The sequence below is a fragment of the Comamonas sp. F1-6 genome (assembly GCF_039581415.1).
GTDB lineage: Bacteria > Pseudomonadota > Gammaproteobacteria > Burkholderiales > Burkholderiaceae_C > Comamonas > Comamonas thiooxydans.
Genome location: NZ_JBCPWN010000003.1, coordinates 127,240 through 153,700, shown reverse-complemented (window position 1 = coordinate 153,700; position 26,461 = coordinate 127,240). Strand labels below are relative to the sequence as shown.

General features: G+C 61.7%; 22 protein-coding genes. 12 read left to right on the top strand and 10 right to left on the bottom strand.

Annotated features, from left to right (window positions below; genetic code table 11):
• Nucleotides 1–32 precede the first annotated feature (32 nt).
• The 4 genes from AAIL66_RS04550 to pobA form a co-directional block, all read right to left on the bottom strand.
• Nucleotides 33–470: a universal stress protein gene (locus AAIL66_RS04550; RefSeq protein ID WP_034352575.1), complete on the bottom strand. Its 438-nt coding sequence runs from the start codon at nucleotides 468–470 to the stop codon at nucleotides 33–35.
• Between the two features lie 157 nt (nucleotides 471–627).
• Nucleotides 628–1,101, bottom strand: a complete 474-nt coding sequence (locus AAIL66_RS04545; RefSeq protein WP_034352390.1) for a hypothetical protein — start codon at nucleotides 1,099–1,101, stop codon at nucleotides 628–630.
• Nucleotides 1,102–1,290: 189 nt separating this feature from the next.
• Nucleotides 1,291–2,070 (bottom strand): 2OG-Fe dioxygenase family protein, encoded by a 780-nt coding sequence (locus AAIL66_RS04540; protein WP_343496109.1) that lies wholly within the window; start codon nucleotides 2,068–2,070, stop codon nucleotides 1,291–1,293.
• Between the two features lie 197 nt (nucleotides 2,071–2,267).
• On the bottom strand, nucleotides 2,268–3,443 hold the full coding sequence (gene pobA, locus AAIL66_RS04535; RefSeq protein WP_343496108.1) for a 4-hydroxybenzoate 3-monooxygenase: 1,176 nt from the start codon (nucleotides 3,441–3,443) through the stop codon (nucleotides 2,268–2,270).
• Between the two features lie 180 nt (nucleotides 3,444–3,623).
• On the opposite strand from pobA, the gene AAIL66_RS04530 reads away from it, so the two are divergent.
• On the top strand, nucleotides 3,624–4,412 hold the full coding sequence (locus AAIL66_RS04530) for an IclR family transcriptional regulator C-terminal domain-containing protein (RefSeq protein WP_343496107.1): 789 nt from the start codon (nucleotides 3,624–3,626) through the stop codon (nucleotides 4,410–4,412).
• A gap of 145 nt (nucleotides 4,413–4,557) precedes the next feature.
• On the opposite strand, the gene AAIL66_RS04525 is transcribed toward AAIL66_RS04530, so the two are convergent.
• Entirely contained in the window at nucleotides 4,558–5,469 is a 912-nt protein-coding gene (locus tag AAIL66_RS04525; protein WP_343496106.1) for a LysR family transcriptional regulator, read from the bottom strand.
• A gap of 188 nt (nucleotides 5,470–5,657) precedes the next feature.
• On the opposite strand from AAIL66_RS04525, the gene AAIL66_RS04520 reads away from it, so the two are divergent.
• Nucleotides 5,658–6,656 (top strand): tripartite tricarboxylate transporter substrate binding protein, encoded by a 999-nt coding sequence (locus AAIL66_RS04520; RefSeq protein ID WP_034352378.1) that lies wholly within the window; start codon nucleotides 5,658–5,660, stop codon nucleotides 6,654–6,656.
• Between the two features lie 117 nt (nucleotides 6,657–6,773).
• On the opposite strand, the gene AAIL66_RS04515 is transcribed toward AAIL66_RS04520, so the two are convergent.
• A complete protein-coding gene (locus tag AAIL66_RS04515; protein ID WP_034352375.1) occupies nucleotides 6,774–8,114 on the bottom strand; it encodes an MFS transporter in 1,341 nt (446 codons plus the stop codon).
• 338 nt (nucleotides 8,115–8,452) lie between these two features.
• On the opposite strand from AAIL66_RS04515, the gene cyoA reads away from it, so the two are divergent.
• The 9 genes from cyoA (at nucleotide 8,453) to AAIL66_RS04470 (ending at nucleotide 16,383) form a co-directional block, all read left to right on the top strand.
• Complete coding sequence (cyoA, locus tag AAIL66_RS04510; protein WP_034352372.1) at nucleotides 8,453–9,508, top strand: ubiquinol oxidase subunit II; 1,056 nt, start codon at nucleotides 8,453–8,455, stop codon at nucleotides 9,506–9,508.
• A gap of 62 nt (nucleotides 9,509–9,570) precedes the next feature.
• On the top strand, nucleotides 9,571–11,577 hold the full coding sequence (gene cyoB / locus AAIL66_RS04505) for a cytochrome o ubiquinol oxidase subunit I (protein ID WP_034352370.1): 2,007 nt from the start codon (nucleotides 9,571–9,573) through the stop codon (nucleotides 11,575–11,577).
• Nucleotides 11,570–12,202 carry a cytochrome o ubiquinol oxidase subunit III gene (gene cyoC / locus AAIL66_RS04500; RefSeq protein WP_343496105.1) on the top strand — a complete coding sequence of 211 codons (633 nt, stop codon included), beginning with the start codon at nucleotides 11,570–11,572 and terminating at the stop codon, nucleotides 12,200–12,202. Before cyoB ends, cyoC begins: the two co-directional genes overlap by 8 nt.
• Nucleotides 12,203–12,628, top strand: coding sequence for a cytochrome o ubiquinol oxidase subunit IV (gene cyoD, locus AAIL66_RS04495; RefSeq protein ID WP_034379645.1), 426 nt, complete (start codon nucleotides 12,203–12,205; stop codon nucleotides 12,626–12,628).
• An 8-nt stretch (nucleotides 12,629–12,636) separates the two neighbouring features.
• The gene (locus AAIL66_RS04490; RefSeq protein WP_343496104.1) at nucleotides 12,637–13,419 is read left to right on the top strand and encodes an SURF1 family protein; all 783 of its coding nucleotides are present in this window, start codon (nucleotides 12,637–12,639) and stop codon (nucleotides 13,417–13,419) included.
• A gap of 122 nt (nucleotides 13,420–13,541) precedes the next feature.
• Entirely contained in the window at nucleotides 13,542–14,843 is a 1,302-nt protein-coding gene (locus AAIL66_RS04485) for an ATP-binding protein (protein WP_012838221.1), read from the top strand.
• 15 nt (nucleotides 14,844–14,858) lie between these two features.
• Nucleotides 14,859–15,395: a response regulator transcription factor gene (locus tag AAIL66_RS04480; protein WP_034352364.1), complete on the top strand. Its 537-nt coding sequence runs from the start codon at nucleotides 14,859–14,861 to the stop codon at nucleotides 15,393–15,395.
• Nucleotides 15,396–15,551: 156 nt separating this feature from the next.
• Complete coding sequence (locus tag AAIL66_RS04475; RefSeq protein WP_343496103.1) at nucleotides 15,552–15,980, top strand: polymerase; 429 nt, start codon at nucleotides 15,552–15,554, stop codon at nucleotides 15,978–15,980.
• Nucleotides 15,981–16,131: 151 nt separating this feature from the next.
• Nucleotides 16,132–16,383 (top strand): hypothetical protein, encoded by a 252-nt coding sequence (locus AAIL66_RS04470; protein WP_343496102.1) that lies wholly within the window; start codon nucleotides 16,132–16,134, stop codon nucleotides 16,381–16,383.
• 368 nt (nucleotides 16,384–16,751) lie between these two features.
• Here AAIL66_RS04470 and clpA read toward each other — a convergent pair whose 3' ends face one another.
• The 3 genes from clpA to dnaE form a co-directional block, all read right to left on the bottom strand.
• On the bottom strand, nucleotides 16,752–19,076 hold the full coding sequence (gene clpA / locus AAIL66_RS04465; protein ID WP_034352360.1) for an ATP-dependent Clp protease ATP-binding subunit ClpA: 2,325 nt from the start codon (nucleotides 19,074–19,076) through the stop codon (nucleotides 16,752–16,754).
• Nucleotides 19,077–19,138: 62 nt separating this feature from the next.
• A complete protein-coding gene (clpS, locus tag AAIL66_RS04460; protein ID WP_034349666.1) occupies nucleotides 19,139–19,504 on the bottom strand; it encodes an ATP-dependent Clp protease adapter ClpS in 366 nt (121 codons plus the stop codon).
• 198 nt (nucleotides 19,505–19,702) lie between these two features.
• Entirely contained in the window at nucleotides 19,703–23,236 is a 3,534-nt protein-coding gene (dnaE, locus tag AAIL66_RS04455) for a DNA polymerase III subunit alpha (RefSeq protein WP_034405409.1), read from the bottom strand.
• A 240-nt stretch (nucleotides 23,237–23,476) separates the two neighbouring features.
• On the opposite strand from dnaE, the gene AAIL66_RS04450 reads away from it, so the two are divergent.
• Nucleotides 23,477–24,268 carry an outer membrane protein assembly factor BamD gene (locus AAIL66_RS04450; RefSeq protein ID WP_003069900.1) on the top strand — a complete coding sequence of 264 codons (792 nt, stop codon included), beginning with the start codon at nucleotides 23,477–23,479 and terminating at the stop codon, nucleotides 24,266–24,268.
• A gap of 56 nt (nucleotides 24,269–24,324) precedes the next feature.
• On the opposite strand, the gene AAIL66_RS04445 is transcribed toward AAIL66_RS04450, so the two are convergent.
• Nucleotides 24,325–26,403 (bottom strand): ATP-dependent DNA helicase, encoded by a 2,079-nt coding sequence (locus tag AAIL66_RS04445; protein ID WP_343496101.1) that lies wholly within the window; start codon nucleotides 26,401–26,403, stop codon nucleotides 24,325–24,327.
• Between the last annotated feature and the right edge of the window lie 58 nt (nucleotides 26,404–26,461).

The window sequence follows — 26,461 nt, the reverse complement described above, 5'->3', positions numbered from 1 at the left end:
GAGCCGTTGCTTCGTGGGCAGCCGCCTCGCGCTCACTCGCGCACGACCAGCACCGGCACACGCACGGCGCCAAGCACGCGCTGCGTGACGCTGCCCAGCATCAGCTTCTCAAGGCCGCGTCGCCCCTGCGAGCCCATGACGACGAGATCGGCACCCACGCTTTCCATGGTGCGCACAATGCCTTCATGCACCGCATGGCCCTCGCCCACCAGCGTCTTCACGGGCACGCCTGCCTCATCCATGATGGCCTTGACCGCATCCAGGGCGGTGTTGGCTTCGGCGGTGGCCGCGCTCAGATACTGTGACTGGCCGTAGGCAAAGTCGGCGCCCACGCCGGTGAAAGGATAGGGATCGACCACATACACCGCCGTCACGGCGCTGCCGAAGACCTTGGAAAGCTCTGCGGCCTTGTGTGCCGCCAGCATGGAGGGCTTGGAGCCGTCGACCGGAACCAGAATGTGATTGAACATGGACATATGTTTCTCCTTTCAGGTTGCAGGCGACAAGGACCTCAAGCCAGAGGCCCGGGGCAGATGCCGCTCTTGAAATAGCGTTGAGTCTGCCTTCATCATGCCTCAGCGTGTTGACATGAATCAACCCTGAAGTTCACGCTGACTGAGGTCTGATTCAGATACAGACATGGGCCGTCTGGTATTCGTAGCATTTGTCCAAAAGAGTGTCGGACTTGTCGGTGATCGTGATGCGAGTGCCGTCTGGGCGCAGCAGGGATACATTCTTGAAGGCTGGCTCATGGGGCTTGCTGGGCGCATCGCGGCGCACGGTCCATTCCTCCCGGACGATGCCGCCCGGCATGTCCAACATCACGACGATCCGCTCGGTATCGTCCGAGAGTCGAATGCACTTGGCATCATTGAGCTCGACCACGGCCCCGGCCGGCGCGGCCAGACCATAAGGGCATTCCTCCACGCCGTGAATCGGTACCGAGGCATCGCCGAGGGTAATCTCAAGGCCATTGCGAAAGTAGATCGTGGGCTCCTTGGTGTAGGCCGCCTGCGCCGGACGATCTTGCGAAGGCTTGCAGGCCGCTACTGTGACAAGAGCGGTCAGCACTGAAATACTAAGGGCGTAAAAACGATTCATATAAAAAACCACGCTCTGCAAGGCGTGGTGTTGGCCAGCTGATCTGGCTTGTTGGATGCAGGGAAGACTCGAAGAGGCGAAAGCTTCGCCGCGACAAGCCTGCATCATGCAGTGTTGATGACGTCACTTTGACGTATTGAGCACGTTACAGTTTTGCTCAAATTTTCCGAACAAAGGCGTCCGGATCAATCAGGCAGCCTGACCCTTCTGCTCCTGAAGCTCGGCACCCTGGAAGTTGCCGCGGCGATAGGTCAGCACCAGGGTGTCGCGCACGCCGCCGTGCTCGACGGGTTGAATCGGCGTGGTCTCATGAATCATGCGCGCATCGTCGAGCAGCATCACCGACCAGGGTTCGGTCAGCGTGAAGCGCTGGCCGTTGGGACCGCTCGCCTCGAAGACGCGGGTCTCGCCCCCTTTGACGCCCTTGCGCCCCACCAGCAGTACGGCAACCAGGTCGACTCCGTCGCGGTGCGCACCTTCGGGCGTGGGCCGGCCGATACCGTCCGTGGTGTCGATGCGGAACTGGTGCGCCTCGACAAACCAGCGTTCATGCAGCTCGTCGGTGCAGAACACCTGATCGGCCAGTTGGCCCAGGGCATTGATCATCGCCAGCCAGGCCGCGCTGGTGGTGGTGCTGTCCTGCATGGGCTCGAACATGCGCTGCATGCCGCCATGCAGAGCGTTGTATTCCACGGGCTGCCAGTGGGCGCGATGAGGCACCTGCTGCACCTGATCGCCTTCGCTGACAAAGCAGGAATGGCGGCGGCGGCGATAGCGGCCTCCATCCTTGAGGAAGGCATCGGGCGGCAGACCCTGCCAGTCCGCATCCATGGCGTGCAGATCGCCCACACTCAGGCCCATCCACTGGGCGAAGTCCTCGGGCTGCAGCACGGCATAGCCGCGCGTGCGCAAGGACTGGGCTGCCTCGGCAGCGGCAATATAGGGAGGGGAAAACATGATGTGCGCCATAAGGTCGGCAAGCTTACTCCTCGCAAGCCCCGCTGGCTTGTGCCTTAGCATCAAAATTTACGCAAGGCAGCATCAACCAAATTGCATGGATGAAAAAATGCCTGCATCGCACACAGCAATGCAGGCAGAACGCGAGGCGCCGTGATCGGGCACCGGGCCTTCATCACCACGGTGACGAAGGCCAGGCAGTCTCGGGCTTAAACCAGGGGCAGACCCACATAGTTCTCGGCCAGCGAGGTCGAGCCGGCTTCGGAGTGGACGATGTAGTCCAGCTCGGCTTCCTGTACCTTGGTGTTGAACTCGCCCTCGCCGGGGAAGTTGTGCAGCATGGAAGTCATCCACCAGGAGAAGCGCTCGGCCTTCCAGACACGGCGCAGGCACTGCTCGGAGTAGCGGTCGATGCCGGCCTCGGACTGCTCCTTGTAGTACTCGACAAAGGCTTGCGACAGATAACCCACGTCGGAAGCTGCCAGGTTCAGGCCCTTGGCGCCGGTGGGGGGCACGATGTGCGCGGCATCGCCGGCCAGGAACATGCGGCCGAAGCGCATGGGCTCGGTCACAAAGCTACGCAGCGGTGCAATGCTTTTTTCCAGCGATGGGCCGGTCACCAGATTGGCGCGGGCTTCGGGGTCCAGGCGCTTCTTGAGCTCTTCCCAGAACGCTTCGTCGCTCCAGTCCTCGACCTTGTCGGTCAGCGGCACCTGCAGATAGTAGCGGCTGCGCGTGGCGCTGCGCTGGCTGCACAGGGCAAAGCCGCGCTCGGTGTTGGCATAGATCAGCTCGTGCGACACGGGCGGCGTATCCGAGAGCAGGCCCAGCCAGCCGAAGGGATAGACCTTCTCGAAGGTCTTGATCTTGTCCTGAGGAGCGCTGGCGCGGCAGATGCCGTGAAAGCCGTCGCAGCCGGCGATGAAGTCGCACTCGATCTCGTGCACCTGGCCGTCTTTTTCGTAACGCACCCTGGGCTTGTCGCTCTCGAAGTCCACGGGCTGCACATGGCTGGCCTCGTAGACCGTGGTCAGGCCCTCCTGGGCGCGCACTTCCATCAGATCGCGGGTGACTTCGGTCTGGCCATAGACCATCACGCGCTTGCCGCCGGTCAGGTCATGCAGATTGATGCGGTGGCGCTTGCCCTTGAACAGCAGCTCGATGCCGTCATGAGGCAGACCTTCCTCATTCATGCGCTTGTCGGCACCCGCCTGCTTGAGCAGATCCACCGTCACCTGCTCCAGCACGCCGGCGCGGATGCGGCCCAGCACATAGTCGGCGCTGCGCTGCTCGATGATGATGTTGTCGATGCCCGCCTTGTAGAGCAACTGCCCCAGCAGCAGACCCGAGGGACCGGCACCGATGATGGCGACTTGTGTACGCATGAATATGACTCCTTGTTATGGCTCAAAAACCTGTCAACCGACGAGCGTGACGACGCCGGTTGCGCTGTGCAGCAAGACTAAGTTTTGTGCTGCATCAAGACAAAGGAGAGAATCGATGTTTGCGCGATAATCGCACAATGAGAACGATGATCGCGCAAAACAAGAAATGCGGAACCCTCCATGAATGACCATGGCTCACCCTCCATCGCCCCGGCAGACTTCATTGCCGGCCTGGCCAAGGGCCTGGCCGTACTGGAAAGCTTCGACACCGAGCGCCAGCGCCTGAACGCCACCATGGCCGCCGAGCGCGCCGGCATCACGCGCGCCGCAGCCAGGCGCCATCTGCTCACGCTGGCCTATCTCGGCTACCTGGAGTCCGATGGCAGCTATTTCTGGCTGGCTCCCAAGGTGCTGCGCCTGTCGGGCAGCTATCTGGCCTCGGCCCGGCTGCCGCGCATCGTGCAACCCGTGCTGCACAGACTGGCAGCGCAGACCGGACTGTCCTACTCCTGCGTGGTGCGCGAGGGCCGCGAAGTCGTCATCGTCGCTCGCAGCGCCGTTCATGAGAAGGGCGAACGCCTGATGGCCCACGGACTGCACCTGGGCACACGCCTGCCGGCGCATGCCACGTCCACCGGCCGGGTGCTGCTGGCCTCGCTCTCAAGCTCGGAGCTTGACGACTGGCTGGCCGCCTATGACCTGCCCAAGCTGACGGCGCACACGGTCTCCGACGGTGCTGCGCTGAAGACCTTGCTCGACGAGGTGCGCCGCCTCGACTACTGCATGGCGCTTGAGGAGCATGAACTGGCCATTCAGGCCGTGGCCGTGCCGCTGCGCAATATGCGCGGACGCACCGTGGCAGCTCTGAATGTGGTGACATCGGCCAAACGCATGAGCCCGCAAACCATGCAGCAGGAAATACTGCCGCTGCTGCAGGAGGCCGCGAGAACCTTGCGCCCCCAGCTTTGACGCTATTAATATCAAAGCTTATTACGCTTACCCTTCATCGATTTCAGATAAAAATAAGGTTGAAACCCATATTCAACAAGCGCAACCAGCTCCCCTAACAGGAGCATGAACCAGCAGCGGCCATACCCCGGAGCAGGCCAGTCGTTCAGATATGACCGCTCTCCACCGAGCACACCTGCATGCTGAGGCGGCGCAGCAACTCGGCCGTGCGGCGCATCAGCGGCGTGGACTTCTTTTTGGCGGGCTGCACCAGGCACAAGGTGCTGACGATATGCGGCGACTTGATAGGCACTTCCACCAGCGCAGAATCCGTGGCATGACTGTGCATGGCGCTATCGGTCAGCGCCGCATAGCCATAGCCGCCGCGCACCAGATCCAGAATGGCGGGCACGCTGGAAACCTCCCAGACCACATTGAGCTTGACCTGGGACAACGTGGCCTGGGCCTCCATCAGCTTGCGGAAAATCTGCCCGTGCTGAGGCATGATCAACGGGAACTCGGCCAGATGCTCGAACGGAATGCTGGTGCGCCCTGCCAGCGTGCTGGCCGGGCCGATCAGGCACAGGCGCTCTTCGAGCACGGGCGAGACCTCGATCTGCGGGTGCGGCTCCGGCGTGTAGACAAGGCCCAGATCCATGCGCCCCGAAGTCAGCCACTCCGAGATATTCATCGAAAAACCTTCGACCACTGCCAGCCTGGCCTTGGGCATTTCGCGGCTGAAGCCGTCGATCAGGGGCAGGGTCAGGCGCCGCGCCAGGCTCGGCGGCAAGCCGACCGTGATACGCCCCACGGGCTCGTCGCGCTGACTGCCCAGATCCTCCTTGGCCATGGCCACGCGCTGCATGATGGCATGGCCATGCTCGAGCAGCCGGCGCCCCGCATCGGTCAGCGTCACGCCGCGCCCGGTGCGGATCAGCAAGGTCTCGCGCAACTCGGTTTCTAGGGCCCGTACCTGACGGCTGAGCGCCGGCTGGGCGGTGTCCAGCAGTACCGCAGCCTTGCTGAAGCTCCCCACTTCGGCCACCCGAACAAAGGTCTCTATCTGCTGCAGATTCATGCTCACACCTTTCAAAACAAGCTATGCTATTTTGCTATAGCTGCTAGCCTCAGCTAGACCTAGGTGTTTATGACCCAAGTGACACAATGTAATCAACTGGGCCTGAATATCTAAAAATAACAGCCGACGATATCAACAATGCGTGGTCCACACGCAATTCATCATCGACATCCTTCCAGGGAGACAAAATGACCCATAAGCTCAATATGAGCCGTCGCCAAGCTGCATTCGCACTCGGCGCCATTGCCGCAGCCGTGGCAGCCCCCTCTTTCGCCCAGGGCGACAAGTGGCCCACCAAGTCCTCGCGCATCATCAACCCCTTCCCGGTAGGCGGTGGCCCCGATGGCCTGTCGCGCCTGGTGGCCGACAAGCTGGGCCGCGCCTGGGGTCAGCCCGTGGTGGTGGAAAATCGTCCCGGCGGCAACGGCTTCATCGCCATCAGCGAATTCAAGCGCGGCGCAACCGACGGCACGGACATGATCCAGCTGGACAACGTCCATATCGCCGCCTACCCCCACCTGTTCAAGAAGCTGCCCTACGACCTGAACAAGGACTTCGAAATCCTGATGCCCTTGTTCCGCAACTTCTTCTTTGTCTGCGTGCCCGTCAACAGCCCTTACAAGACCATCGGCGACCTGATTGCCGACGCCAAGGCGCACCCCGGCAAGCTGAACTACGGCTCCTGGTCCGTGGGCAACCCTGTTCACCTGGGCTCGGCCCTGCTGGAAAACCAGACCGGCACCAAGATGGAGCATGTGATCTACAAGGAAACCAGCCAGCTGTACCAGGGCGTTGCCAATGGCGAGCTGACTTTTGCCCTGGGCTCCCTGGGCACTGCAGGCCCTCTGGTGCGTGGCGGCAAGCTGCGCTTCCTGGCCGTGGCAGCTCCCAGCCGCATTGCCGGCTTCGAGAACGTGCCCACGGTGTCCGAATCGGGCGGCCCCAAGGACTTCACTGCCATCGGCTGGAATGCCCTGGCTGTGCGTCCCGGCACACCCCCCGCCGTGATCGAAAAGATCCGCACCGATGTGCGCCAGGCCCTGACAGGCCAGGACGTCAAGGACAAGTTCGCAGCCTTCGGCTACGAATCCTTCAATCCCACGCCTGCCGAGTTCAAGGCCTTCATGGCCTCCGAGAGCAAGCGTTTCGGTGATGTCATCAAGAAGGCCGGTCTGGCACTGGACTGATCCGTCTTTCAGTCGATAAAAAGCCGCCTCTTGCAGGCGGCTTTTTCATGTCCCCTGGCATCAAGAAAAACGCCCGATGCAAGCACCGGGCGTTTTGCAGGGAAGTTCACTGACTTCTTATTGGTCGCGCGCCTCGATGGCACGGTTGATGCCCAGGGCCGCCAGCGTGCACAAGGCGCCCGACAGCAGATAGATACCCAGAGCCACCAGACCGAACTTTGCCGAGACACCCAAGGCCACCAGAGGCGCAAACGCCGCACCGATGAGCCAGGCCATGTCCGTGGACAGGGCCGCACCGGTGTAACGGTAGCGCGACGAGAAGTTGGATGTCACCGTGCCCGATGCCTGGCCGTAGGACAGGCCCAGCAGCACAAAGCCCACCAGGATGAACACATTGTTGCCGGTGCTGCCGCTGCCCAGCAACCAGGGCGCGAGAAAGCTGAAGATGCCGATCAGGCAGGCCATGGTGCCCAGGGTGTTGCGACGCCCCACTCGGTCCGCCAGCCAGCCCGACAGCATGATGGCCGCGCCTGCCAGCAGTGCACCGATGATCTGCACCACCAGCACTTCGGTCATGGACTGGTCGGAGTACATGGAAATCCACGACAGCGGGAACACGGTCACCAGATGGAACAGCGCAAAGCTGGCCAGTGCGGCAAAAGCACCGATCATCACATTGCGGCCTTCGTTGGCCATGAGACTGGTCACGCTGATGGGCTCCAGCTCACGCTCCTGCAGAAGCTGGGTATAGGACTGACCCACGACCAGACGCAGGCGCGCAAACAGCGCCACCACGTTGATGGCGAAGGCCACGCAGAAGGGGTAGCGCCAGCCATAGCTCATGAACTCGTCGGCCGTCAGGCTGGAGTACAGATAGGCAAACAGCGCCGCCGCAATGATGAAACCCAGCGGCGCCCCGAGCTGACCGATCATCGAATACCAGCCGCGCTTGTTCGGCGGCGCGGACATGGCCAGCAGCGAAGGCAAGCCGTCCCAGGAGCCCCCGAGCGCCAGGCCCTGGCCGATGCGCAGGATCACCAGCGCCCAGACGGCCTTCATGCCGGCTGTCTCATAGCTCGGCAGGAAGGTCATGCCCACCGTGCACACGCCCAGCAGAAGCAGCGCCAGAGTCAGCTTGGTGGCACGCCCCCAGACCCGCTGCACGGCCATGGACAGCGCCGTGCCCACGGGGCGGGCCACAAAGGCCAACGAGAAGATGGCAAACGCGGCCAGCGTGCCATCGAGCTTGGATAGATAGGGAAACAGCAGCGAGGGAAACACCAGCACGCAGGCGATGCCGAACACGAAGAAGTCAAAGTACTCGGAAGAGCGCCCGATGATCACCCCCACGGCAATCTCGCCGGGAGTCACATCCTCGTCGGTATGCGCATAGGCCAGGGTTTCCGAGTTCTCATAGTCTTGCTGAGTAAGACCAACGGACGGGTTCATGCTTGTCATAAAGGTACAACTCCTTGTCTTACTTTTCAGTCCCGGGGACGCTTTCCGTTCTACGCCCAAGCATGTGCAGCTGCAATAGAGTTTTTGCCCTGAACACTGTCAGCCCAGCCCCGTGCAGGCCCCGTTTCTGAGGGCTGATTTGACAATTTCAAGCCCTGTCAGCTCAAAGTTTGTCCACGCGCCAAAGCCGCTAAACCCTTGTCGCATAGCGCATTTCCAATCCCGAGCTGTTGACCTTGGACAAAATGTCCAATGGACAAGCCACTGTTTGGTATTACATTTGCCGAGATCCAGTAATCCGCGTTTACACCTAAGCGCGACTTTGTCACGCCCAAAGCATGTTAAAAATCAAGGAAATCCGTGGGCCCGCGTGGCTCTCAGCGGCCGCTTTGACCGCAACCCTCGCAGGTTGCAGCAAGGCCGTCGTCCTCAACCCAGCTGGCGATGTCGCCAAGCAGCAAGGCGATCTGGTCATTACGGCCACTTTGCTGATGTTGCTCATCATCGTCCCCGTCATCTTTTTGACGCTGCTGTTTGCCTGGAAATACCGCCAGTCCAACACCGAAGCCAAGTACGACCCCGAATGGCACCACTCCACTGCGCTGGAACTGGTGATCTGGACGGTTCCCCTGCTCATCATCATCGCTTTGGGCGCCATTACCTGGATCAGCACCCACAAGCTCGACCCTTATCGTCCCCTGGACCGCATCTCCGCCACCAAGGCTCTGGACCCCAACGTCAAGCCTCTGGAGATCCAGGTCGTGTCTCTGGACTGGAAATGGCTGTTCTTCTACCCTGAGCAAGGCATTGCCACCGTCAACGAAGTGGCTGCCCCGGTGGATCGCCCCATTCACTTCAAGCTGACCTCCACCCACACCATGAACGCGTTCTACGTTCCTGATCTGGCCGGCATGATCTACACCATGCCCGGCATGCAGACCGAGCTGAACGCCGTGATCAACAAGCCAGGTGTCTATGGCGGCAAGTCCTCTCACTACAGCGGCGCTGGTTTTGCAGGCATGACCTTCAAGTTCCACGGCCTGGAAAACGAGCAGTTCGACCAGTGGGTTGCCAAGGCCAAGACTGAAGGCAAGGCCCTGACACGCGATGCCTATATCGATCTGGCCAAGCCCAGCGAGCGCAACCCCGTTGAACGCTTCGCCAGCGTGGACGAAGGCCTGTACCACAAGGTCCTCAACCGCTGCGTGGAAGACGGCAAGATGTGCATGAACGAGATGATGGCCATCGACGCCGCCGGCGGCAAGGCACCTGCACACCACAGCAAGACCTCCAGCGTGGCCCTGCCCCTGGATGTCTGCACTTCCAAAGACGCTGACCGCGTTGTCGCCCTGCTCGACGAAGTCGCCGCCTCCGGAGCTGTCGCACAGCAATAAGTAGTTCACGGTGCGGATGCGCTCACCGCCCAGCCGCTCCAATACGACAAAAGAGACTCAACATGTCTGAAACAACAACCCCGGCCTCCCACTGGCTGTTGGGCCGTATCACATGGGACCAGATTCCCATGACGCATGAGCCCATCGTGCTCTTGACCTTTATTGCCGTGGTGCTTGGCGGCCTCGTCGTGGTCGGCGGCATCACCAAGTTCCGCCTCTGGGCTCCGCTGTGGAACGACTGGATCACCTCCATTGACCACAAGAAGATCGGCATCATGTACATGATCCTCGGTCTGGTCATGTTCCTGCGCGGCTTTGCCGATGCCGTGATGATGCGTCTGCAGCAGTCCATGGCCTTCGGCGACAACATGGGCTACCTGCCTCCTCACCACTACGACCAGATCTTCACGGCCCACGGCGTGATCATGATCTTCTTCGTGGCGATGCCCTTCGTGACCGGCCTGATGAACTACCTGGTTCCTCTGCAGATCGGCGCACGTGACGTGTCCTTCCCGTTCCTGAACAACTTCAGCTTCTGGATGACCACCGGCGGCGCCGTGCTGGTGATGATCTCCCTGTTCCTGGGCGAGTTCTCCACCTCCGGCTGGCTGGCTCTGTCCAATCTGGGGCATCAGAGCGGCAGCACGGGTCTTGATTACTACATCTGGGGCCTGCAGGTCGCCGGTGTGGGCACGACCTTGTCAGGTATCAACCTGATCGTGACCATCATCAAGATGCGCGCTCCCGGCATGAACCTGATGAAGATGCCCGTCTTCACCTGGACTGCCCTGTGCACCAACGCCCTGATCGTGGCCTCCTTCCCCGTGCTGACCGCAGCCCTGGTGCTGATGTCGCTGGACCGCTACGTCGGCACCAACTTCTTCACGAACGAGCTGGGCGGCAACCCCATGCTGTACGTGAACCTGATCTGGATCTGGGGCCACCCCGAGGTCTACATCCTGATCCTGCCCTGCTTCGGCGTGTTCTCCGAAATCGTGGCAACGTTCAGCCGCAAGCGTCTGTTCGGCTACACCTCGATGGTTTACGCCACCGTGTGTATCACCATCCTGTCCTACCTGGTGTGGCTGCACCACTTCTTCACCATGGGCTCGGGTGCCAGCGTGAATACCTTCTTCGGTATCACCACGATGATCATCTCCATCCCCACGGGCGCGAAGATCTTCAACTGGCTGTTCACCATGTACCGCGGCCGCATCCGCTTCTCGGTGCCCATGCTGTGGACTGTGGGCTTCATGGTCACCTTCGCCATCGGCGGCATGACCGGTGTGCTGCTGGCCGTGCCTCCCGCAGACTTCGTGCTGCACAACTCGCTATTCCTGATTGCTCACTTCCACAACGTGATCATCGGCGGCGTGGTGTTTGCCGTGTTTGCCGGCATCAACTACTGGTTCCCCAAGGCTTTCGGCTTCCGACTCAATGAGTTCTGGGGCAAGGCTTCGTTCTGGTTCTGGCTGGTCGGCTTCTGGGTTGCCTTCACTCCCCTGTACATCCTGGGTCTGATGGGCGTGACTCGCCGTGCCAACCACTTCGACGATCCCTCGCTGCAGATCTGGTTCATCATCGCTGCCTGCGGTGCTGCCCTGATCGCTGCCGGTATCGGCTGCTTCTTCATCCAGCTGGCCGTGTCCATCTGGAAGCGCGACGAGCTGCGTGACGTGACCGGCGACCCATGGGAAGGCCGTACCCTGGAGTGGGCTACTTCCTCGCCCCCTCCCCAGTACAACTTCGCCTTCACCCCCGTGGTGCACGACATCGACGCCTGGACCGACATGAAGAAGCATGGCTATCAGCGTCCGCTGAGCGGCTTCGAGCCCATCCACATGCCCGCCAATACCGGCGCCGGCGTGGTGATTGCCGGCCTGTCCACCGTTCTGGGCTTTGCTCTGATCTGGCATATGTGGCCTCTGACGATCGCTTCGTTCGTCGCAACCATCCTGGCTTCGATCATTCATACCTTCAACTACAAGCGTGACTACTACATCCCTGCGGCCGAAGTGGCCACATCGGAAGAAGCACGTACCAAGCAGCTTGCAGCAGCCCATGTCTAATACACATATCAACGCTGGCGGCGCAACCGCCCTGGCTACTCGCGAGTACCACCTCGCGCACGAGCCTCATCCGGAAAACGGTACCTCGCTGGGCTTCTGGCTCTACCTGATGAGCGACTGCCTGATCTTTGCCGCACTGTTCGCCACCTATGGCGTGCTGGGCCGCAGCTATGCAGGCGGCCCCTCGGGCAAGGATCTGTTCGATCTGTCGCTGGTGGCCGTCAACACGGCCTTCCTGCTGATGTCGTCCATCACCTTCGGCTTTGCCATGCTGCAAAAGCAGAAGAAGAACGTGAACGGCACTCTGCTGTGGCTGGCCATCACCGGCCTGCTGGGCGCAGCCTTCCTGGCCGTGGAACTCTATGAGTTCCACCACCTGATCCATCAAGGTGCAACGCCTCAGAGCAGCGCCTTCCTGTCGTCCTTCTTCACACTGGTGGGCACGCACGGTATCCACGTGACCTTCGGTCTGGTCTGGCTGATCACCCTGATGATTCAGATCAAGAAGCACGGCCTGATCAACGAGAACGTGCGCCGTATCAACTGCCTGTCCATGTTCTGGCACTTCTTGGACGTGGTCTGGATCGGTGTGTTCACCTTTGTGTATCTGATGGGGGTGCTGTAAATGAGCGCACACGATATCCACGCCGGTCATGACGATCACCACGATCACGACGACCTGCACGTCACCATGGGTGACTATGTAAAGGGCTTCATCCTGGCCGTCATCCTGACCGCCATCCCCTTCTACCTGGTCATGAACAACGTCATCACCGACCGCACCACGGCCGTGGCCGTGCTGGGCCTGTTCGCAGTAATCCAGGTGGTCGTGCACATGGTGTACTTCCTGCACATGAACGGCAAGATCCAGGGCGGCTGGACCATGCTGTCCACCATCTTCACGGTGATCTTCCTGGCGATTGCGATCTCCGGCACGCTTTGGGTCATGTTCCACATGAACACCAACATGATGCCCGGCCATGAAATGCACCAGGCCGCAGGCCATGCAGATCACGCAGGTCACACGGCTCCCGCAGCTGTCACACCTTGACTGACCTCATGAAGAACCAGAGCGCTGCGCGGCAGCGCTCTCCCTTCGCCAAGGCGATGCTCGCGTTTGTGGGCATCGCCTTGTTTTTAGGCTTCATGGCTCTGGGCACCTGGCAGGTGCAGCGCCGCGCCTGGAAGCTCGATCTCATCGAGCGCGTGGAGCAGCGCGTGCACAGCGCCCCCGTGGCTTTGCCCGAGCCCGGCCAATGGCCGCAGATCAATGCCGCCAGCCACGAGTACCTGCCCGTCAAGGCGCAAGGCCGATGGCTGGACAAGCAAAGCGTGCTGGCCAAGGCCTTGACCGAGGCCGGCGCGGGCTTCTGGCTCATGACGCCGCTGCAGCTGGGCGATGGCACACAGGTTCTGGTCAACCGCGGCTTCACGCCCGAGAAGCTGCGCGGCCAGTGGCTCAGGCAGATTGCCGAAGCCGGGCCATCCGCCGAGACCGTCACCGTCATCGGCCTGATGCGCATGAGCGAGCCCGGCGGCGGCTTTCTGCGCAAGAACGACCCGGCCAACGGCCAGTGGTACTCGCGCGATGTCGCCACCATTGCCCAGGCCCAGGGCCTGGACAGGCCCGCCCCCTACTTCATAGACCAGGGCGTGCCCGCCAGCAACCCGGCCTATGCCCAGGCAGAGGCCGGCACCGAAGTCCTGCGCCCCGGCATGACGGTCATCCGCTTCCCGAACAGCCATCTGGTCTATGCGCTTACCTGGTATGGGCTGGCCATCATGGTGATCGGAGCGGCCTGGCTGGTACGCCGGCACGACAAGGCGGTTGCCAAAAGCTGATGCCTCCCCCCTGAAAAGCGCTCCCCGGAGCGCTTTTTTTCGGCCCTTTAAGGCGGTGCCTACATCAGGAACGCATAGCCCCAGAGGCGTCCGTGGCAGCCCCGCTCGGTGACAATTGCGCGGTGAGCCAAATTTCCGATTCCCTGTTTCGCGTACAGCGCCTGACCGAGCGGCAGAACATGCAGCTGCTGATTCAGCTGCGCTGGATTGCCGTGGTCGGCCAGGTCGTCACCATCTCGCTGGTGCACTACGGCTTTCAGATTGCACTGCCCTTGCTGCCCATGGCGCTGGTGCTGGTGGCCCTGGTGGCCACCAACCTGGCCTATATCTACTGGAGCCAGGGCCTGCACCGCCCCGTGACCTCGCGCAGCGTCTTCTATGCGCTGCTGGCCGATGTGCTGGCCCTGACCATTCAGCTGTACCTGAGCGGCGGCGCCAGCAACCCCTTTATCTATCTGTATCTGCTGCAGGGCATTCTGAGCGCCGTTCTGCTGCCCGCCCACTACACCTGGTGCGTGGTCGCGGCCTCTTTTGTCGGAGTCCTGGGCCTGACCCTGTTTCACCAGCCTCTGCATGTGCAGTTCGTGAGTCAGGAAGGCCTGCCCAGCCTCTATGTGGTGGGCGTGCTCATCAGCTTTGCGCTGACCAGCATCCTGACCATCGTCTTTCTGACGCGCATCGTCGAGAACACGCGCCGCCGCGACAAGCGCATCTCCAATATGCGCCAGCGCGCCAGCGAGGAAGAACATATCGTGCGCCTGGGCCTGCTGGCCACCGGCGCGGCCCACGAACTGGGCACACCCATGGCCACCATGTCCGTGATCCTGGGCGACTGGCAGCATATGCCGGCACTCATGCAGGACGAGGATCTGCGCGAGGACCTGCAGGAAATGCAGCGCCAGCTGCTGCGCTGCAAGTCCATCGTCTCGGGCGTGCTGCTGTCCGCCGGCGAGACCCGGGCCGAAGGCACGGAAAGCACCACCTTTGCGAGCTTTGTGCAAGGCGTGGTCAGCCACTGGCAGACCCATAACAGCCTGCAGCACTTTGCGCTGCACCAGCAGGGCGTGAAGGACTTCGCCATGCTCTCGGATACTGCATTGCAGCAAATGATTTGCAATTTGCTGGACAATGCCCTCGAAGCCTCGCCCGACTGGGTGGAGCTGACCCTGAGCAGCGATCACGACCAGATACGCATCCAGGTGCGTGACCATGGTCCGGGCTTCGATGCCGCCGTGCTGCAGCAGCTGGGCCAGTGCCATGTCTCCACCAAGCAAGAGCGCCCCGGTCGCGGCCTGGGCCTGTTTCTGGTGACCAACGTGGCCCGCGCCCTGGGCGGCCGCGTTCACGCCGGCAATCTGCCGGCTCAGCAAGGCGGAGGTGCTCTGGTGGAGGTCAGCCTGCCCCAGTCCGCTCTCGCGATTTAAGACATTGTGGTTTGCATGGAAGAAGACCGTTTACTGCTGCTGGTTGAAGATGACGCGGCATTTGCACGCACCCTCAAGCGCTCGTTCGAGCGCCGGGGCTACCGTGTGCTGCATGCCACCAGCGGCGAGGAAGTGCAGCTGCTGCTGACTCAGCAGCGGCCGCAATATGCGGTCATGGACCTGAAGCTGGCCGGCAATGCCTCGGGCCTGAACTGCGTGCAGATGCTGCATCTGCACAACCCCGATGCGCTGATTGTCGTGCTCACCGGCTATGCCAGCATTGCCACGGCGGTGGAAGCCGTCAAGCTCGGAGCCTGCCACTACCTGGCCAAGCCCTCGAATACCGACGATATCGAAGCCGCCTTCGGGCGGGTCGAAGGCCGCACCGACGTGGAGGTCAGCAGCCAGACCACCTCCATCAAGACGCTGGAATGGGAGCATATTCACGAGACCCTGGCCGAGTCCGGCTTCAATATCTCCGAGGCCGCACGCCGCCTGGGCATGCACCGGCGCACGCTGGCGCGCAAGCTGGAAAAGCGCCAGGTCAAGTGACTGGCGTCAGGCTTAAATAGCAATGTTGATAGCTGGCACCGCTTCTCCGCATTGCCTTTCAAATACAAAAGTATCTGAAATCGTCATGCAGCAAGCGATAACAGCTCCTTTTTTCATTGGTTTCGCGGCCTCGTTCCAGCGCACCGGCAGACGTCCATGAAGCAGCAGCAACAGCGGCAACCCCGACTCATAGGAACCACCGGCCTCGGCCTGCTGGTTCTGTCCTATGCGACGGCCCTGCCCTGGCTGCTACGGGGCGAAGCCGTGGACCTGGTGCCTTTTCTCTGCGCCCTGGTCTTTGGCTGTTGCCTCATCCGTCCTGTCACGCTCGCCTTCGAGCGCGCATCCAAGGGTGCCAAGGCCCTGGCCGTCACGCTGCTGGCCCTGCTTGCCGCAGCCATCGCGACCGCCGTGGCCGGCGGCCATGTTCAAAGCTGGCTCGCACATCTGCGCACCATGCCGCTGTGGCAGGCCAACCACCTCTTCTTTTTGTTCTTCGCCTTGCTGCCTCTGACCAAGGGCATCATCGTCGCTGCGCTCAACTTCATCAGCCAGGTCGCACGCGGCACAGCAGGCAGGCCCTAGGCATGCTCCAAAGCCGTTTTCTTGCGGCAGTCCGGCTCAGCAACCTCGGCCGGCCATCACGACAGGGCAGCGCACCGGGTCCGGTCCGAGTCGGCCGCGAAGCCCCGCATTCACGGCTGAGCCATCTATAGTTGCCGCGGAGATGCACGATATGAAAACCCTGGGCCGACTTGTTCTCTCCGCCTTTCTGGCACTGCTTGCCAGCCTGGTCGTGGCAGCGCTTTTTCTGCCGTTTCACAGCATCTTTCTGCCGCCCGACGGGGTCAGCTGCCTGAATGAGGGCATCTCGGGGTGCATGCGCGCCCTGGAGATAAGTCTGCTTGTTTACGGCCCCTTGTTCTGCATCATCGGCGTTCTGATCGGCACGCCGATCTTCATGCTGCTTCTGTACCTGCGCGATTGATCAGGCAGCTCTGCCCCGGCATTGTGGAGCGGCTCCATCGTATCCGCGACCTGATCGTCGTCCGCAGGACACAACATTCCGCCAAAGCCTGCGCCCATTCAGGCTGCAAACACCGAAACGACCGCAATGGCGGCTGCTGCATCCGCCAGGGCCAGTCCATAGGAACTGATGGGCGAATCATCATTCATAGCTGGCTTCGCCCGCTACCAGCAGTACTCAGGCATAAAAGCACCTGAATTACATGCCAAACAAGCGATAAAAGCTCTCATAAAAAGAGCAAACACAGGCCAGGCGGACAACAAAAAACCGGCAGTGTCGCCACTGCCGGTCTCTGGTTTCAGCACCCCATACGGGCGCTGACGAAGGCCTTATTCGGCCACGGCCTGCTCGGGCTCGGCCTTGGGTGCGTCCTTGGGCAGCTCGGTAATGGTGAGCTTGACATCACCCTTGCCTTCGTTGCCCGCTTCGTCCCAGTCCACTTCCAGGCGTCCGCCATTGGTCAAACGACCGAACAGCAGCTCATCGGCCAGCGAGCGGCGGATGGTGTCCTGGATCAGGCGCTGCATGGGGCGTGCACCCATGAGCGGATCGAAGCCCTTCTTGGCCAGATGCTTGCGCAGGTTGTCGCTGAAGGTGACCTCCACCTTCTTCTCGGCCAGTTGCTGCTCGAGCTGCAGCAGGAACTTGTCGACCACGCGCAAGATGATCTGCTCGTCCAGCGGCTTGAAGCTGACGATGGCATCCAGACGGTTGCGGAACTCGGGCGTGAACAGGCGCTTGATATCGCCCATTTCGTCACCGGCTTCACGCGGGTTCGTGAAACCGATGGTGGCCTTGTTCATGGTCTCGGCACCCGCATTCGTGGTCATGATGATGATCACGTTGCGGAAGTCGGCCTTGCGCCCGTTGTTGTCGGTCAGCGTGCCGTGATCCATGACCTGCAGCAGCACGTTGAAGATGTCCGGATGCGCTTTTTCGATTTCATCGAGCAGCAGCACCGAATGCGGCTTCTTGGTCACGGCCTCGGTCAGCAGACCTCCCTGATCAAAACCCACATAGCCGGGAGGAGCGCCGATCAGTCGGCTGACCGCATGACGCTCCATGTACTCGGACATGTCGAAGCGGATCAGGTCCACGCCCAGGATATAGGCCAGTTGCTTGGCGGCTTCCGTCTTGCCGACGCCCGTGGGGCCGGAGAACAGGAAGGAGCCGATCGGCTTGTCCGGCTTGCCCAGACCCGAACGCGCCATCTTCACGGCAGACGACAGCACTTCCAGTGCCTTGTCCTGACCGAAAACCACGCTCTTCAAGTCACGCTCCAGCGTCTGCAGCTTGCTGCGGTCGTCGTTGCTGACGTTGGCCGGCGGGATGCGGGCTATTTTTGCAACGATGGCTTCGATCTCGGCCTTGCCGATGGTCTGCTTGCGCTGGGCTTCGGGCGCGATACGCTGGGCAGCACCGGCCTCATCGATCACGTCGATGGCCTTGTCTGGCAGGTGACGGTCGTTGATGTACTTGGCCGACAGCTCGGCAGCAGCCTGCAGGGCTTCCTGCGCATAGGTGATGCTGTGGTGTTCCTCGAAGCGCGACTTCAGGCCCTTGAGGATGTCCACGGTCTCGGCCACTGTAGGCTCGACCACATCCACCTTCTGGAAACGGCGCGACAGGGCCGCGTCTTTTTCGAAGATGCCACGGTATTCCGTGAACGTGGTCGCACCGATGCAGCGCAGCTGGCCGCTGGACAGCGCAGGCTTGAGCAGATTGGACGCATCCAGCGTGCCGCCCGAGGCCGCACCGGCGCCGATCAGCGTGTGGATCTCGTCGATGAACAGGATGGCATGCGGCTTGTCCTTGAGCGACTTGAGCACGCCCTTGAGGCGCTGCTCGAAATCGCCGCGGTACTTGGTGCCGGCCAGCAGCGCGCCCATGTCCAGCGAGTAGACCACGCCTTCCTTGAGCACCTCGGGCACCGTGCCCTCGGTGATGCGCCAGGCCAGACCTTCGGCAATCGCGGTCTTGCCCACACCGGCCTCGCCCACCAGCAGCGGGTTGTTCTTGCGGCGGCGGCAGAGGATCTGGATGGTGCGCTCGACCTCGTACTCGCGCCCGATCAGCGGATCGATCTTGCCTTCCTTGGCGGCCTGGTTCAGGTTCAGCGTGAACTGCTCCAGCGGCGAGGCCTTTTCATTGCGCTCGCCAGCCGCGCCTTCTTCGCTCTCCGAGGGAGACTCGGCCTTGGCAGGCTCGGGCGGCTCGCCCTTTTTGATGCCATGAGCAATGTAGTTGACCACGTCCAGGCGTGTGACGCCCTGCTGGTGCAGGTAGTACACGGCATGCGAGTCCTTTTCGCCGAAGATGGCCACGAGCACATTGGCGCCCGTCACCTCCTTCTTGCCATTGCCTGTGGACTGCACATGCATGATGGCGCGCTGAATCACACGCTGGAATCCCAGCGTGGGCTGCGTATCCACCTCTTCGGTGCCGTCCACCTGCGGTGTGTTGTCCTTGATGAAGTTGGACAGCGATGAACGCAGGTCGTCGATATTGGCCGCGCATGCGCGCAGCACTTCAGCTGCACTGGGGTTGTCCAGCAGGGCGAGCAGCAGATGCTCCACGGTGATGAACTCGTGACGCTGCTGACGGGCCTCGACAAACGCCATGTGCAAGCTGACTTCCAGTTCTTGAGCGATCATGTGCGACTCCTTTCGGCTTGCTTGGTTGACTCTCTGCTAACTAATCTGAGGGCGGACTGCGCTTATTCAACAGGCTCGAATGTGGCCTGCAACGGATGGCCCGCTTTCTGGGCCGCCTGCAGTACCTGCTCGACCTTGGTCGCCGCCACATCCTGGCTGTAGACGCCGCAGACACCACGGCCGTCCAAATGAATCTTGAGCATGATCTGCGTGGCCGATTCGCGGTCCTTGCCGAACAGCTCCTGCAGCACGGCAATCACGAATTCCATAGGTGTGAAGTCGTCGTTGAGCATCACCACCTGATACATGCGTGGCGGCTGCAGCCGCTGGCGGCGCCGTTCAAGCACCAAGGAATCTCCATCGTCAGGCGTTCTGATCGCTGGCGAGACCGGGGGAATTGATGGGAGTTGGGTAGCCATGAAATCCATTCTAGCGAGCCGTTGCAATGTTTTTGCGCTGGCATATGCATAGCATTGTTAGGGATTTCAAGGCGGCTGAAAGCAAATTTGGCAAAACCAAGGGAAATCCATGGAGATCCCTTACCCAGCAAGCGCCCTGCGCTATCAAAAATTCAGGCGCTTATCCGACATTCGAGTGCAGGCAGCTCGCAAGGCCAGCCATGCTGCCTATTCATAAACCACTTTGACCTGACCCGCAGCTGCCGAGCCATACCAGGCGGCCAGTGCGGCATCCGAGGGATAGAAGCGGCTGCTCTCGCCCAGCGCCAGCTCGCAACTGGCCGAGCCGCGCTCGTCGCGGCATATCAGGTCCAGACGTACCTTGACGCCATGGTTGATATTACCGCTCTCGGTTTCCTCGACCTTGGCCGGGAACTGGCGCAGCAGCGCCGGCACATCGGGCATCTTCTCCCCGACGCTGACCTGCAGATAGCGCGCAAAACGGCAGCGCGCATCGGCCAGGCTCCACATCTGCTGCACCTTCATTCGCAGGCCGCCGCTGAAGCGGTCGGGCTGGAGACGGCCCGAAACCACGACAAACTCGTCCTCCTTGAGCACTTCGGCGCAAGCTGCCATGGTTTTTTCGTCAACCGAGGCCTCGATCACCGCCGATTTGTCGTCCAGCGTGAAGATGCTCAGCCTGCCGCGCTGGCCGTTGATGGTGCGCAGACCGCCGATGATGCCGGCCATGGTCTGCGGCTCGCGGCTGTCGCGCATCTCGCCGATCGGGGTGCGCACGAAGCGGCGCACTTCGGCCTCGACCTCGTCGAACAGATGGCCTGTCAGATAGAAGCCGATGGCCGTTTTTTCCAGCGTCAGCTTTTCCTTGACGCCCCAGGGCAGCACATCGGCCATGGGTGGCTCCGCCGTGCTCGAGCCCAGCGCATCATCGCCCATCATGTCGAACAGACCGCCCTGATCGGCATTGGCAATCGAGGTCGCCGCAAAGCCGAAGGCCGTGTCCAGCGTCGCCATCAGCGAGGCGCGGTTCATGTCTATCGTGTCAAAGGCGCCGCCTTTGATCAAGGCTTCCACGGTGCGCTTGTTGATGCGGCTGCGATCCACGCGCAGGCAGAAGTCGAACAGGCTCTTGAACGGGCCTTTCTCGTGGCCGTTGGGGCCTGTGCCCTCGCCGTTGCGCGCAGCCACAATGGCTTCGATGGCAGCCTGCCCCGTTCCCTTGATGGCTCCGAGGCCGTAGCGTATGACCTTGTCGGTCACCGGCTCGAAGCGGTGCACGCCGCGGTTCACATCGGGCATCTCGAAAGTGATGCCCATCTTGAGCGCGTCCTCGTACAACACCTTGAGCTTGTCGGTGTTGTCCATTTCCACGGTCATATTGCCGCAGTAGAACTCGGCCGTGTAGTGCACCTTGAGCCAGCCCGTGTGATAGGCCAGCAGGGAGTAGGCTGCCGCGTGCGACTTGTTGAAGCCGTAGCCCGCGAACTTCTCCATCAGATCGAAGACCTCGTCGGCCTTTTCCTCGGACAGTCCGTTCTTGGCCGCACCCTCGCGGAAGATGCCCCGGTGCTTGACCATCTCCTCGACTTTTTTCTTGCCCATGGCCCGGCGCAGCAAGTCGGCGCCGCCCAGCGAGTAGCCGCCCAGCACCTGGGCGGTCTGCATCACCTGCTCCTGGTAGACCATGATGCCGTAGGTTTCGGCCAGCACCGACTCGACCAGCGGATGCGGGTACTCCACGACTTCCTGCCCGTGCTTGCGGGCAATGAAGGTGGGGATCAGGTCCATGGGACCGGGGCGGTAAAGAGCGTTCAGCGCAATCAGGTCTTCCAGACGCGAGGGCTTGGCCTCCTTGAGCATCTGCTGCATGCCGCGCGATTCAAACTGGAAGACGGCTTCGGTCTTGCCATCCGAGAACAGCTTGTAGGTCGGATAGTCGTCCAGCGGAATGTTCTCGAACTGGAAGTTCTCCTGACCCTTGTGGCGCTTCATGATGAATTCGCGCGCAATCTCCAGGATCGTCAGCGTGGCCAGACCCAAAAAGTCGAACTTCACCAGGCCCACGGCTTCCACGTCGTCCTTGTCGTACATGGCCACGGCCGAGGTACTGCCGGGCTGCTGGTACAGCGGACAAAAATCGGCCAGCCTGCCCGGCGCAATCACCACGCCGCCGGCGTGCATGCCGATGTTTCGCGTCATGCCCTCCAGGCTCTGCGCCATCTCGATCAGGGTCTTGACGTCCTCCTCGCGCTCGATGCGCTCGGCCAGAATCGGCTCCTCCTTGATGGCATAGGTGTATTTGTCGCCTTCCTTGGGCGGATTGGGCGGATACTTGAGCGTGACATGCAGGCCGGGCTTGTTCGGGATCAGCTTGGAGATGCCGTCGCAGAAGGTGTAGCTCATGTCCAGCACGCGGCCCACGTCGCGGATGGCCGCACGTGCGGCCATGGTGCCGAAGGTGGCGATCTGGCTCACAGCATCGCGGCCGTAGCGATCCTTGACATAGTCGATCACGCGGTCGCGGTTCTGCTGGCAGAAGTCCACGTCAAAGTCGGGCATGGACACGCGCTCGGGGTTCAGGAAACGCTCGAACAGCAGGTTGTATTCCAGCGGATCCAGGTCGGTCACCTTGAGCACATAGGCCACCAGCGAGCCGGCACCCGAGCCACGGCCCGGCCCCACTGGGCAGCCATTGGCCTTGGCCCACTTGATAAAGTCCGACACGATAAGAAAGTAGCCCGGAAAGCCCATCTTCATGATGGTGCCCAGCTCGAACTCCAGCCGCTCCACATAGCGCGAACGCTGGGCGTCGCGCTTGGCCGCATCGGGATAGAGGTGGACCAGGCGCTCCTCCAGCCCCTGGTAGGACTCGTGGCGGAAGAACTCGTCCATGCTCATGCCGGACGGCACGGGGAAATTGGGCAACTGCGGGTTGCCCAACTCCAGCGTCAGGCTGCAGCGGCGGGCAATTTCGATTGTGTTCTCGATCGCGCTCGGAATGTCGGCAAACAGCTGCTCCATTTCGGCAGCGGTCTTGAAATACTGGTCGCGGGTGAACTTGCGCACCCGCTTGGCATTGCCCAGGATCTCGCCTTCGGCAATGCAAACGCGGGCCTCGTGGGCCTCGTAATCGTCGGGCTTGGCATACTGGATCGGGTGCGTCGCCACCACCGGCAGATTCAAGCGGCTGGCCAGCTTCACGGCCGCCAGCACATGTGACTCGTCATCGGCACGGCCCGCGCGCTGCAGCTCGATATAGAAGCGGTGCGGGAACATGGTGGCCAGGCGCTGGGCAATCTCGGCCGCCCCTTTTTCATCACCACGGGTGAGAGCAATGCCCACGGGGCCGGCTTGCGCACCGGACAGCACGATCAGTCCCTCGCCCAGTTCCTGCAGCCATTCCCACTTGTGCTGCGCCTGATCACGCACTACATTGCGCGTCCAGCCACGTGCCAGCAGCTCGGCAATATTGTGGTAGCCCTGCTTGCTCTGCACAAGAACGATGATCCGCGAAGGCGGCGCATCGCCCAGCCCTTCGAGCATGATCTCGGCGCCCAGCAGAGGCTTGACGCCCTTGCCACGGCCTTCGCGATAGAACTTGATGCCGCCAAACAGATTGTTGAAGTCGGTAATGGCCATCGCCACCTGCCCGTCTTCGGCAGCGGCCTTGATCATGGCATTGACGCGGGTGGTTCCGTCGACGACGGAGAATTCGGTGTGCAGGCGCAGATGGACAAACATGGCCGCTATTGTAGGAAGAGCGCTTCGTCCCTGCGGACTCAATGCCTCTAGATTCGCTGCGGCCGTAGCGTAAAGACGCCAGCAACTCGCGAGCGCGATCCGGCGGCCCATTACAATGCGTCGATCCTTTTTCAGGAAGGTCCGGTCCTGGTGGTGTATGGTGTAGGTTTTGCGCCTTGCCGCCAGATGCGACGGGCCTGCCTCCTATTACCGCTAATGATTGTCAGAAAACTGTCCACCATGCCGCGTATTTCACTGACTCTAGTCCCTGCCGTGTTAATCGCCGCCACGCTGGCGGGATGCTCCAGCACCAAGGACGACCCGACGGCCAAGTGGACACCCGAGCGCATCTATACCGAAGCGCGCGATGAATCTTCCTCCGGCGCCTATGACAAGGCCGTGCCGCTGTTTGAAAAGCTCGAAGGCCGTGCCGCCGGCACGCCACTGGCCCAGCAGGCTCAGCTGGAAAAAGCCTATGCCCAGTACAAGGCCGGCGAAAAAGTGCAGGCTCTGGCCACGCTGGACCGTTTCACCAAGCTGCATCCTGCCAGCCCTGCCATGGACTATGCCCTCTACCTCAAGGGCCTGGTCAACTTCAATGACAACCTGGGCATGTTCGGCTGGCTGACCCGCCAGGATCTGTCCGAGCGCGACCAGAAAGCCGCCAAGGACTCCTTCGAGTCCTTCCGCGAACTGGTGACCCGCTTTCCAGATTCCAAGTACTCCGATGATGCCCGCCAGCGCATGCAGTACATCGTGAACTCGCTGGCCCAGTACGAAGTCCATGTCGCCAAGTACTACTACAGCCGAGGCGCCTATGTGGCGGCCATTGCCCGTGCGCAGGCTGCCATCAAGGACTACCAGAACGTGCCCGCGGTGCGCGAAGCCATGGTGATCCTCGTTAAATCCTATGACGCCCTGGGCATGACTCAGCTGCGTGACGACGCCCAGCGCGTGCTGGAGAGCAGCTATGGCGCCAACACCGAGCAAAGCGTAGAGAAGAAAAAAGAATCCTGGTGGAAGCTCTGGTAAGCAGCGTTTGCCGCCCAAGGGACAAAAGGATGCGTCAAGCGCATCCTTTTTCATTTCTACGCCTCTGAATCCTGCGCCGGCGTCTGCTCGCCGTCGCGCCTGGCATGTTGCGCCGACAACTGCTCCAGCGCCGCCTCGAACTCCGGCTGACTGCCCAGCACGCGCATGGGAGGCAGCGCCGACATCAACTCCGCACCATAGCCCATAGTCATCAAGCGGCTGTCGCAGATGACCAGCACGCCACGATCGGCTTCACTGCGGATCAAACGTCCGGCCCCTTGCTTGAGGGCCAGTGCCGCCTCGGGCAGCATGTAATCATGAAACGCCCCTCGCCCCACGCTCTCCAGCAGTCGCGAACGGGCTTCGACCAGCGGGTCGTCAGGTGGCGGAAACGGAAGCTTGTCGATCACCACCAGCTGCAACATGTCGCCGGGCAGGTCCACCCCCTCCCAGAAAGTGGCGGAAGCCACCAGAACAGCTCCTCGTCCGTCGGCTGCCCCGGCGGCCATAAAGCGCTGAATCAAGGCCAGCTTGGGCGCCTCGCCCTGCACCAGCACATCGAGATCAGCAAACAGGCCCAGGCTGGTGCGCAGCGATGCGCTGATCGCATGCAAGGCCTTGAGGGTGGTAGTCAGCACCAGGGTGCGGCCGCCTATGCGCTGCGCCGCATCCAGCACCAACTGGGCAACCTGCTGGCTGTGCTGTGCGCTGCCGGCCGCAGCAAAGGGCTGGGGCACATAGACACCGGCTTGCCGATGGTAGTCGAACGGGCTTTCCACCTGCAGCACCTGTGCTCCGCGCAGGCCGCAGGACTCGACAAACCAGCTCAGCTGGGCGTCATTGCCCAACGTGGCCGAGGTGAAAATCCAGGCCTTCTTCCTTGAAGAATCGGGCTCCTCGCCCTGGTCCGTGCCGGCATCCTCCAGCGAGCGCTGAAGCAGCCTCTGCTGCATGACGCGGGCAATCGACAGCGGCGACTCCAGCATGCGCAGATACTGCGCTCCGACCTCCAGCCAGCGCACGCATTCATCATCTGCAGGAGCAGCAAAGCGTGCCAGTCGCGCGAGCAACTCTGCGCCGCGCTCATACAGACGCTGCAGCTCTGCCCCTGCCCCCTCCAGGCTGGAGAGTGGAATCAACAGGGCACGCAGGCTCTGCCCCAGCCGCACCAGTGCCGCACGCCATTTCACCGCATCCAGTCCCTGCGGGGTCACCGCTTGCCACGCAAGCCGCCCTCCGACCGGAGGCTTGCCGGCCTGCAGGCGCAGCTCACGCATGGCCTGCTCCAGCGTGGCACAGAGAACCAGCCAGTCGGCCATGCCGCGCGCATGTTCCTGCGTCAGCCTGAGGGCATCACGTGCATACCCCACCAACTGCTGACTGGACAGAGCCTCTCCGGCAAACTGCACGCCGATGTCGTTAAGCCGATGGGCTTCATCGATCACCACCACGCCGGTGTTGGGCAAAAGATGAGCCATGCCGCTGTCACGTACATCGAGATCGGCAAACAGCAGGTGATGGTTGACCACCACCACGTCGGCCTCCAACGCCTGCTGACGCGCCTGGTTGACATGACAGCCCTGCCAGTGCGGGCAGTCAGACCCCATGCAATTGTCCTTGGTGGAGCTCACCAAGGGCATCACAGGGGAGCGCTCATCCAGCGCCGTCAGCTCGGCAAGATCGCCGGTACGCGTGACCCTGGCCCAGCGCTCCACATCGGCCACGGCGCGCAGCACCTGGGGATCCTGGGGAGCCGTGCGACCCTGGCGCACACGCTCCAGCCGCTCCGTACATAGATAGGAAGAACGCCCCTTGAGCCTGGCCATGCGCAGAGGCAGGCCCAGACCATGAACCAGGCGCGGAAGATCACGGGCAAACAACTGGTCCTGCAGCGCCTTGGTGGCCGTGGACACCAGCACGCGCTGACCGCTGAGCAAGGCAGGCACCAGATAAGCGTAGGTCTTGCCAACACCCGTGCCCGCCTCCACCACCAGCACCCCGCCCGTCTCTATGGCCTGAGCCACCGCCAGGGCCATGCGGGTCTGGCCTGGGCGCGGCGTGAATGCGGGCTCAGCCAGCGAGAGCGCACCTTGCTGTGCAAACACCTGCGCGACCGCCTCCTGCAAATGAGTCAAAACCGTTTCACCTTCCAACAAGCCAAGTCAGCGCAAGCTCACATAAGATCGCAAATGT

Coding starts and splice junctions, on each gene's coding strand:
- AAIL66_RS04550 (WP_034352575.1), bottom strand. CDS start 470: ATGTTCAATCACATTCTGGTTCCGGTCGACGGCTCCAAGCCCTCCATG.
- AAIL66_RS04545 (WP_034352390.1), bottom strand. CDS start 1,101: ATGAATCGTTTTTACGCCCTTAGTATTTCAGTGCTGACCGCTCTTGTC.
- AAIL66_RS04540 (WP_343496109.1), bottom strand. CDS start 2,070: ATGGCGCACATCATGTTTTCCCCTCCCTATATTGCCGCTGCCGAGGCA.
- AAIL66_RS04490 (WP_343496104.1), top strand. CDS start 12,637: ATGAAGAACCAGAGCGCTGCGCGGCAGCGCTCTCCCTTCGCCAAGGCG.
- pobA (WP_343496108.1), bottom strand. CDS start 3,443: ATGCGTACACAAGTCGCCATCATCGGTGCCGGTCCCTCGGGTCTGCTG.
- clpS (WP_034349666.1), bottom strand. CDS start 19,504: ATGGATTTCATGGCTACCCAACTCCCATCAATTCCCCCGGTCTCGCCA.
- AAIL66_RS04515 (WP_034352375.1), bottom strand. CDS start 8,114: ATGACAAGCATGAACCCGTCCGTTGGTCTTACTCAGCAAGACTATGAG.
- cyoC (WP_343496105.1), top strand. CDS start 11,570: ATGTCTAATACACATATCAACGCTGGCGGCGCAACCGCCCTGGCTACT.
- AAIL66_RS04530 (WP_343496107.1), top strand. CDS start 3,624: ATGAATGACCATGGCTCACCCTCCATCGCCCCGGCAGACTTCATTGCC.
- AAIL66_RS04475 (WP_343496103.1), top strand. CDS start 15,552: ATGAAGCAGCAGCAACAGCGGCAACCCCGACTCATAGGAACCACCGGC.
- cyoB (WP_034352370.1), top strand. CDS start 9,571: ATGTCTGAAACAACAACCCCGGCCTCCCACTGGCTGTTGGGCCGTATC.
- AAIL66_RS04520 (WP_034352378.1), top strand. CDS start 5,658: ATGACCCATAAGCTCAATATGAGCCGTCGCCAAGCTGCATTCGCACTC.
- cyoA (WP_034352372.1), top strand. CDS start 8,453: ATGTTAAAAATCAAGGAAATCCGTGGGCCCGCGTGGCTCTCAGCGGCC.
- dnaE (WP_034405409.1), bottom strand. CDS start 23,236: ATGTTTGTCCATCTGCGCCTGCACACCGAATTCTCCGTCGTCGACGGA.
- AAIL66_RS04470 (WP_343496102.1), top strand. CDS start 16,132: ATGAAAACCCTGGGCCGACTTGTTCTCTCCGCCTTTCTGGCACTGCTT.
- cyoD (WP_034379645.1), top strand. CDS start 12,203: ATGAGCGCACACGATATCCACGCCGGTCATGACGATCACCACGATCAC.
- AAIL66_RS04480 (WP_034352364.1), top strand. CDS start 14,859: ATGGAAGAAGACCGTTTACTGCTGCTGGTTGAAGATGACGCGGCATTT.
- AAIL66_RS04450 (WP_003069900.1), top strand. CDS start 23,477: ATGCCGCGTATTTCACTGACTCTAGTCCCTGCCGTGTTAATCGCCGCC.
- AAIL66_RS04525 (WP_343496106.1), bottom strand. CDS start 5,469: ATGAATCTGCAGCAGATAGAGACCTTTGTTCGGGTGGCCGAAGTGGGG.
- clpA (WP_034352360.1), bottom strand. CDS start 19,076: ATGATCGCTCAAGAACTGGAAGTCAGCTTGCACATGGCGTTTGTCGAG.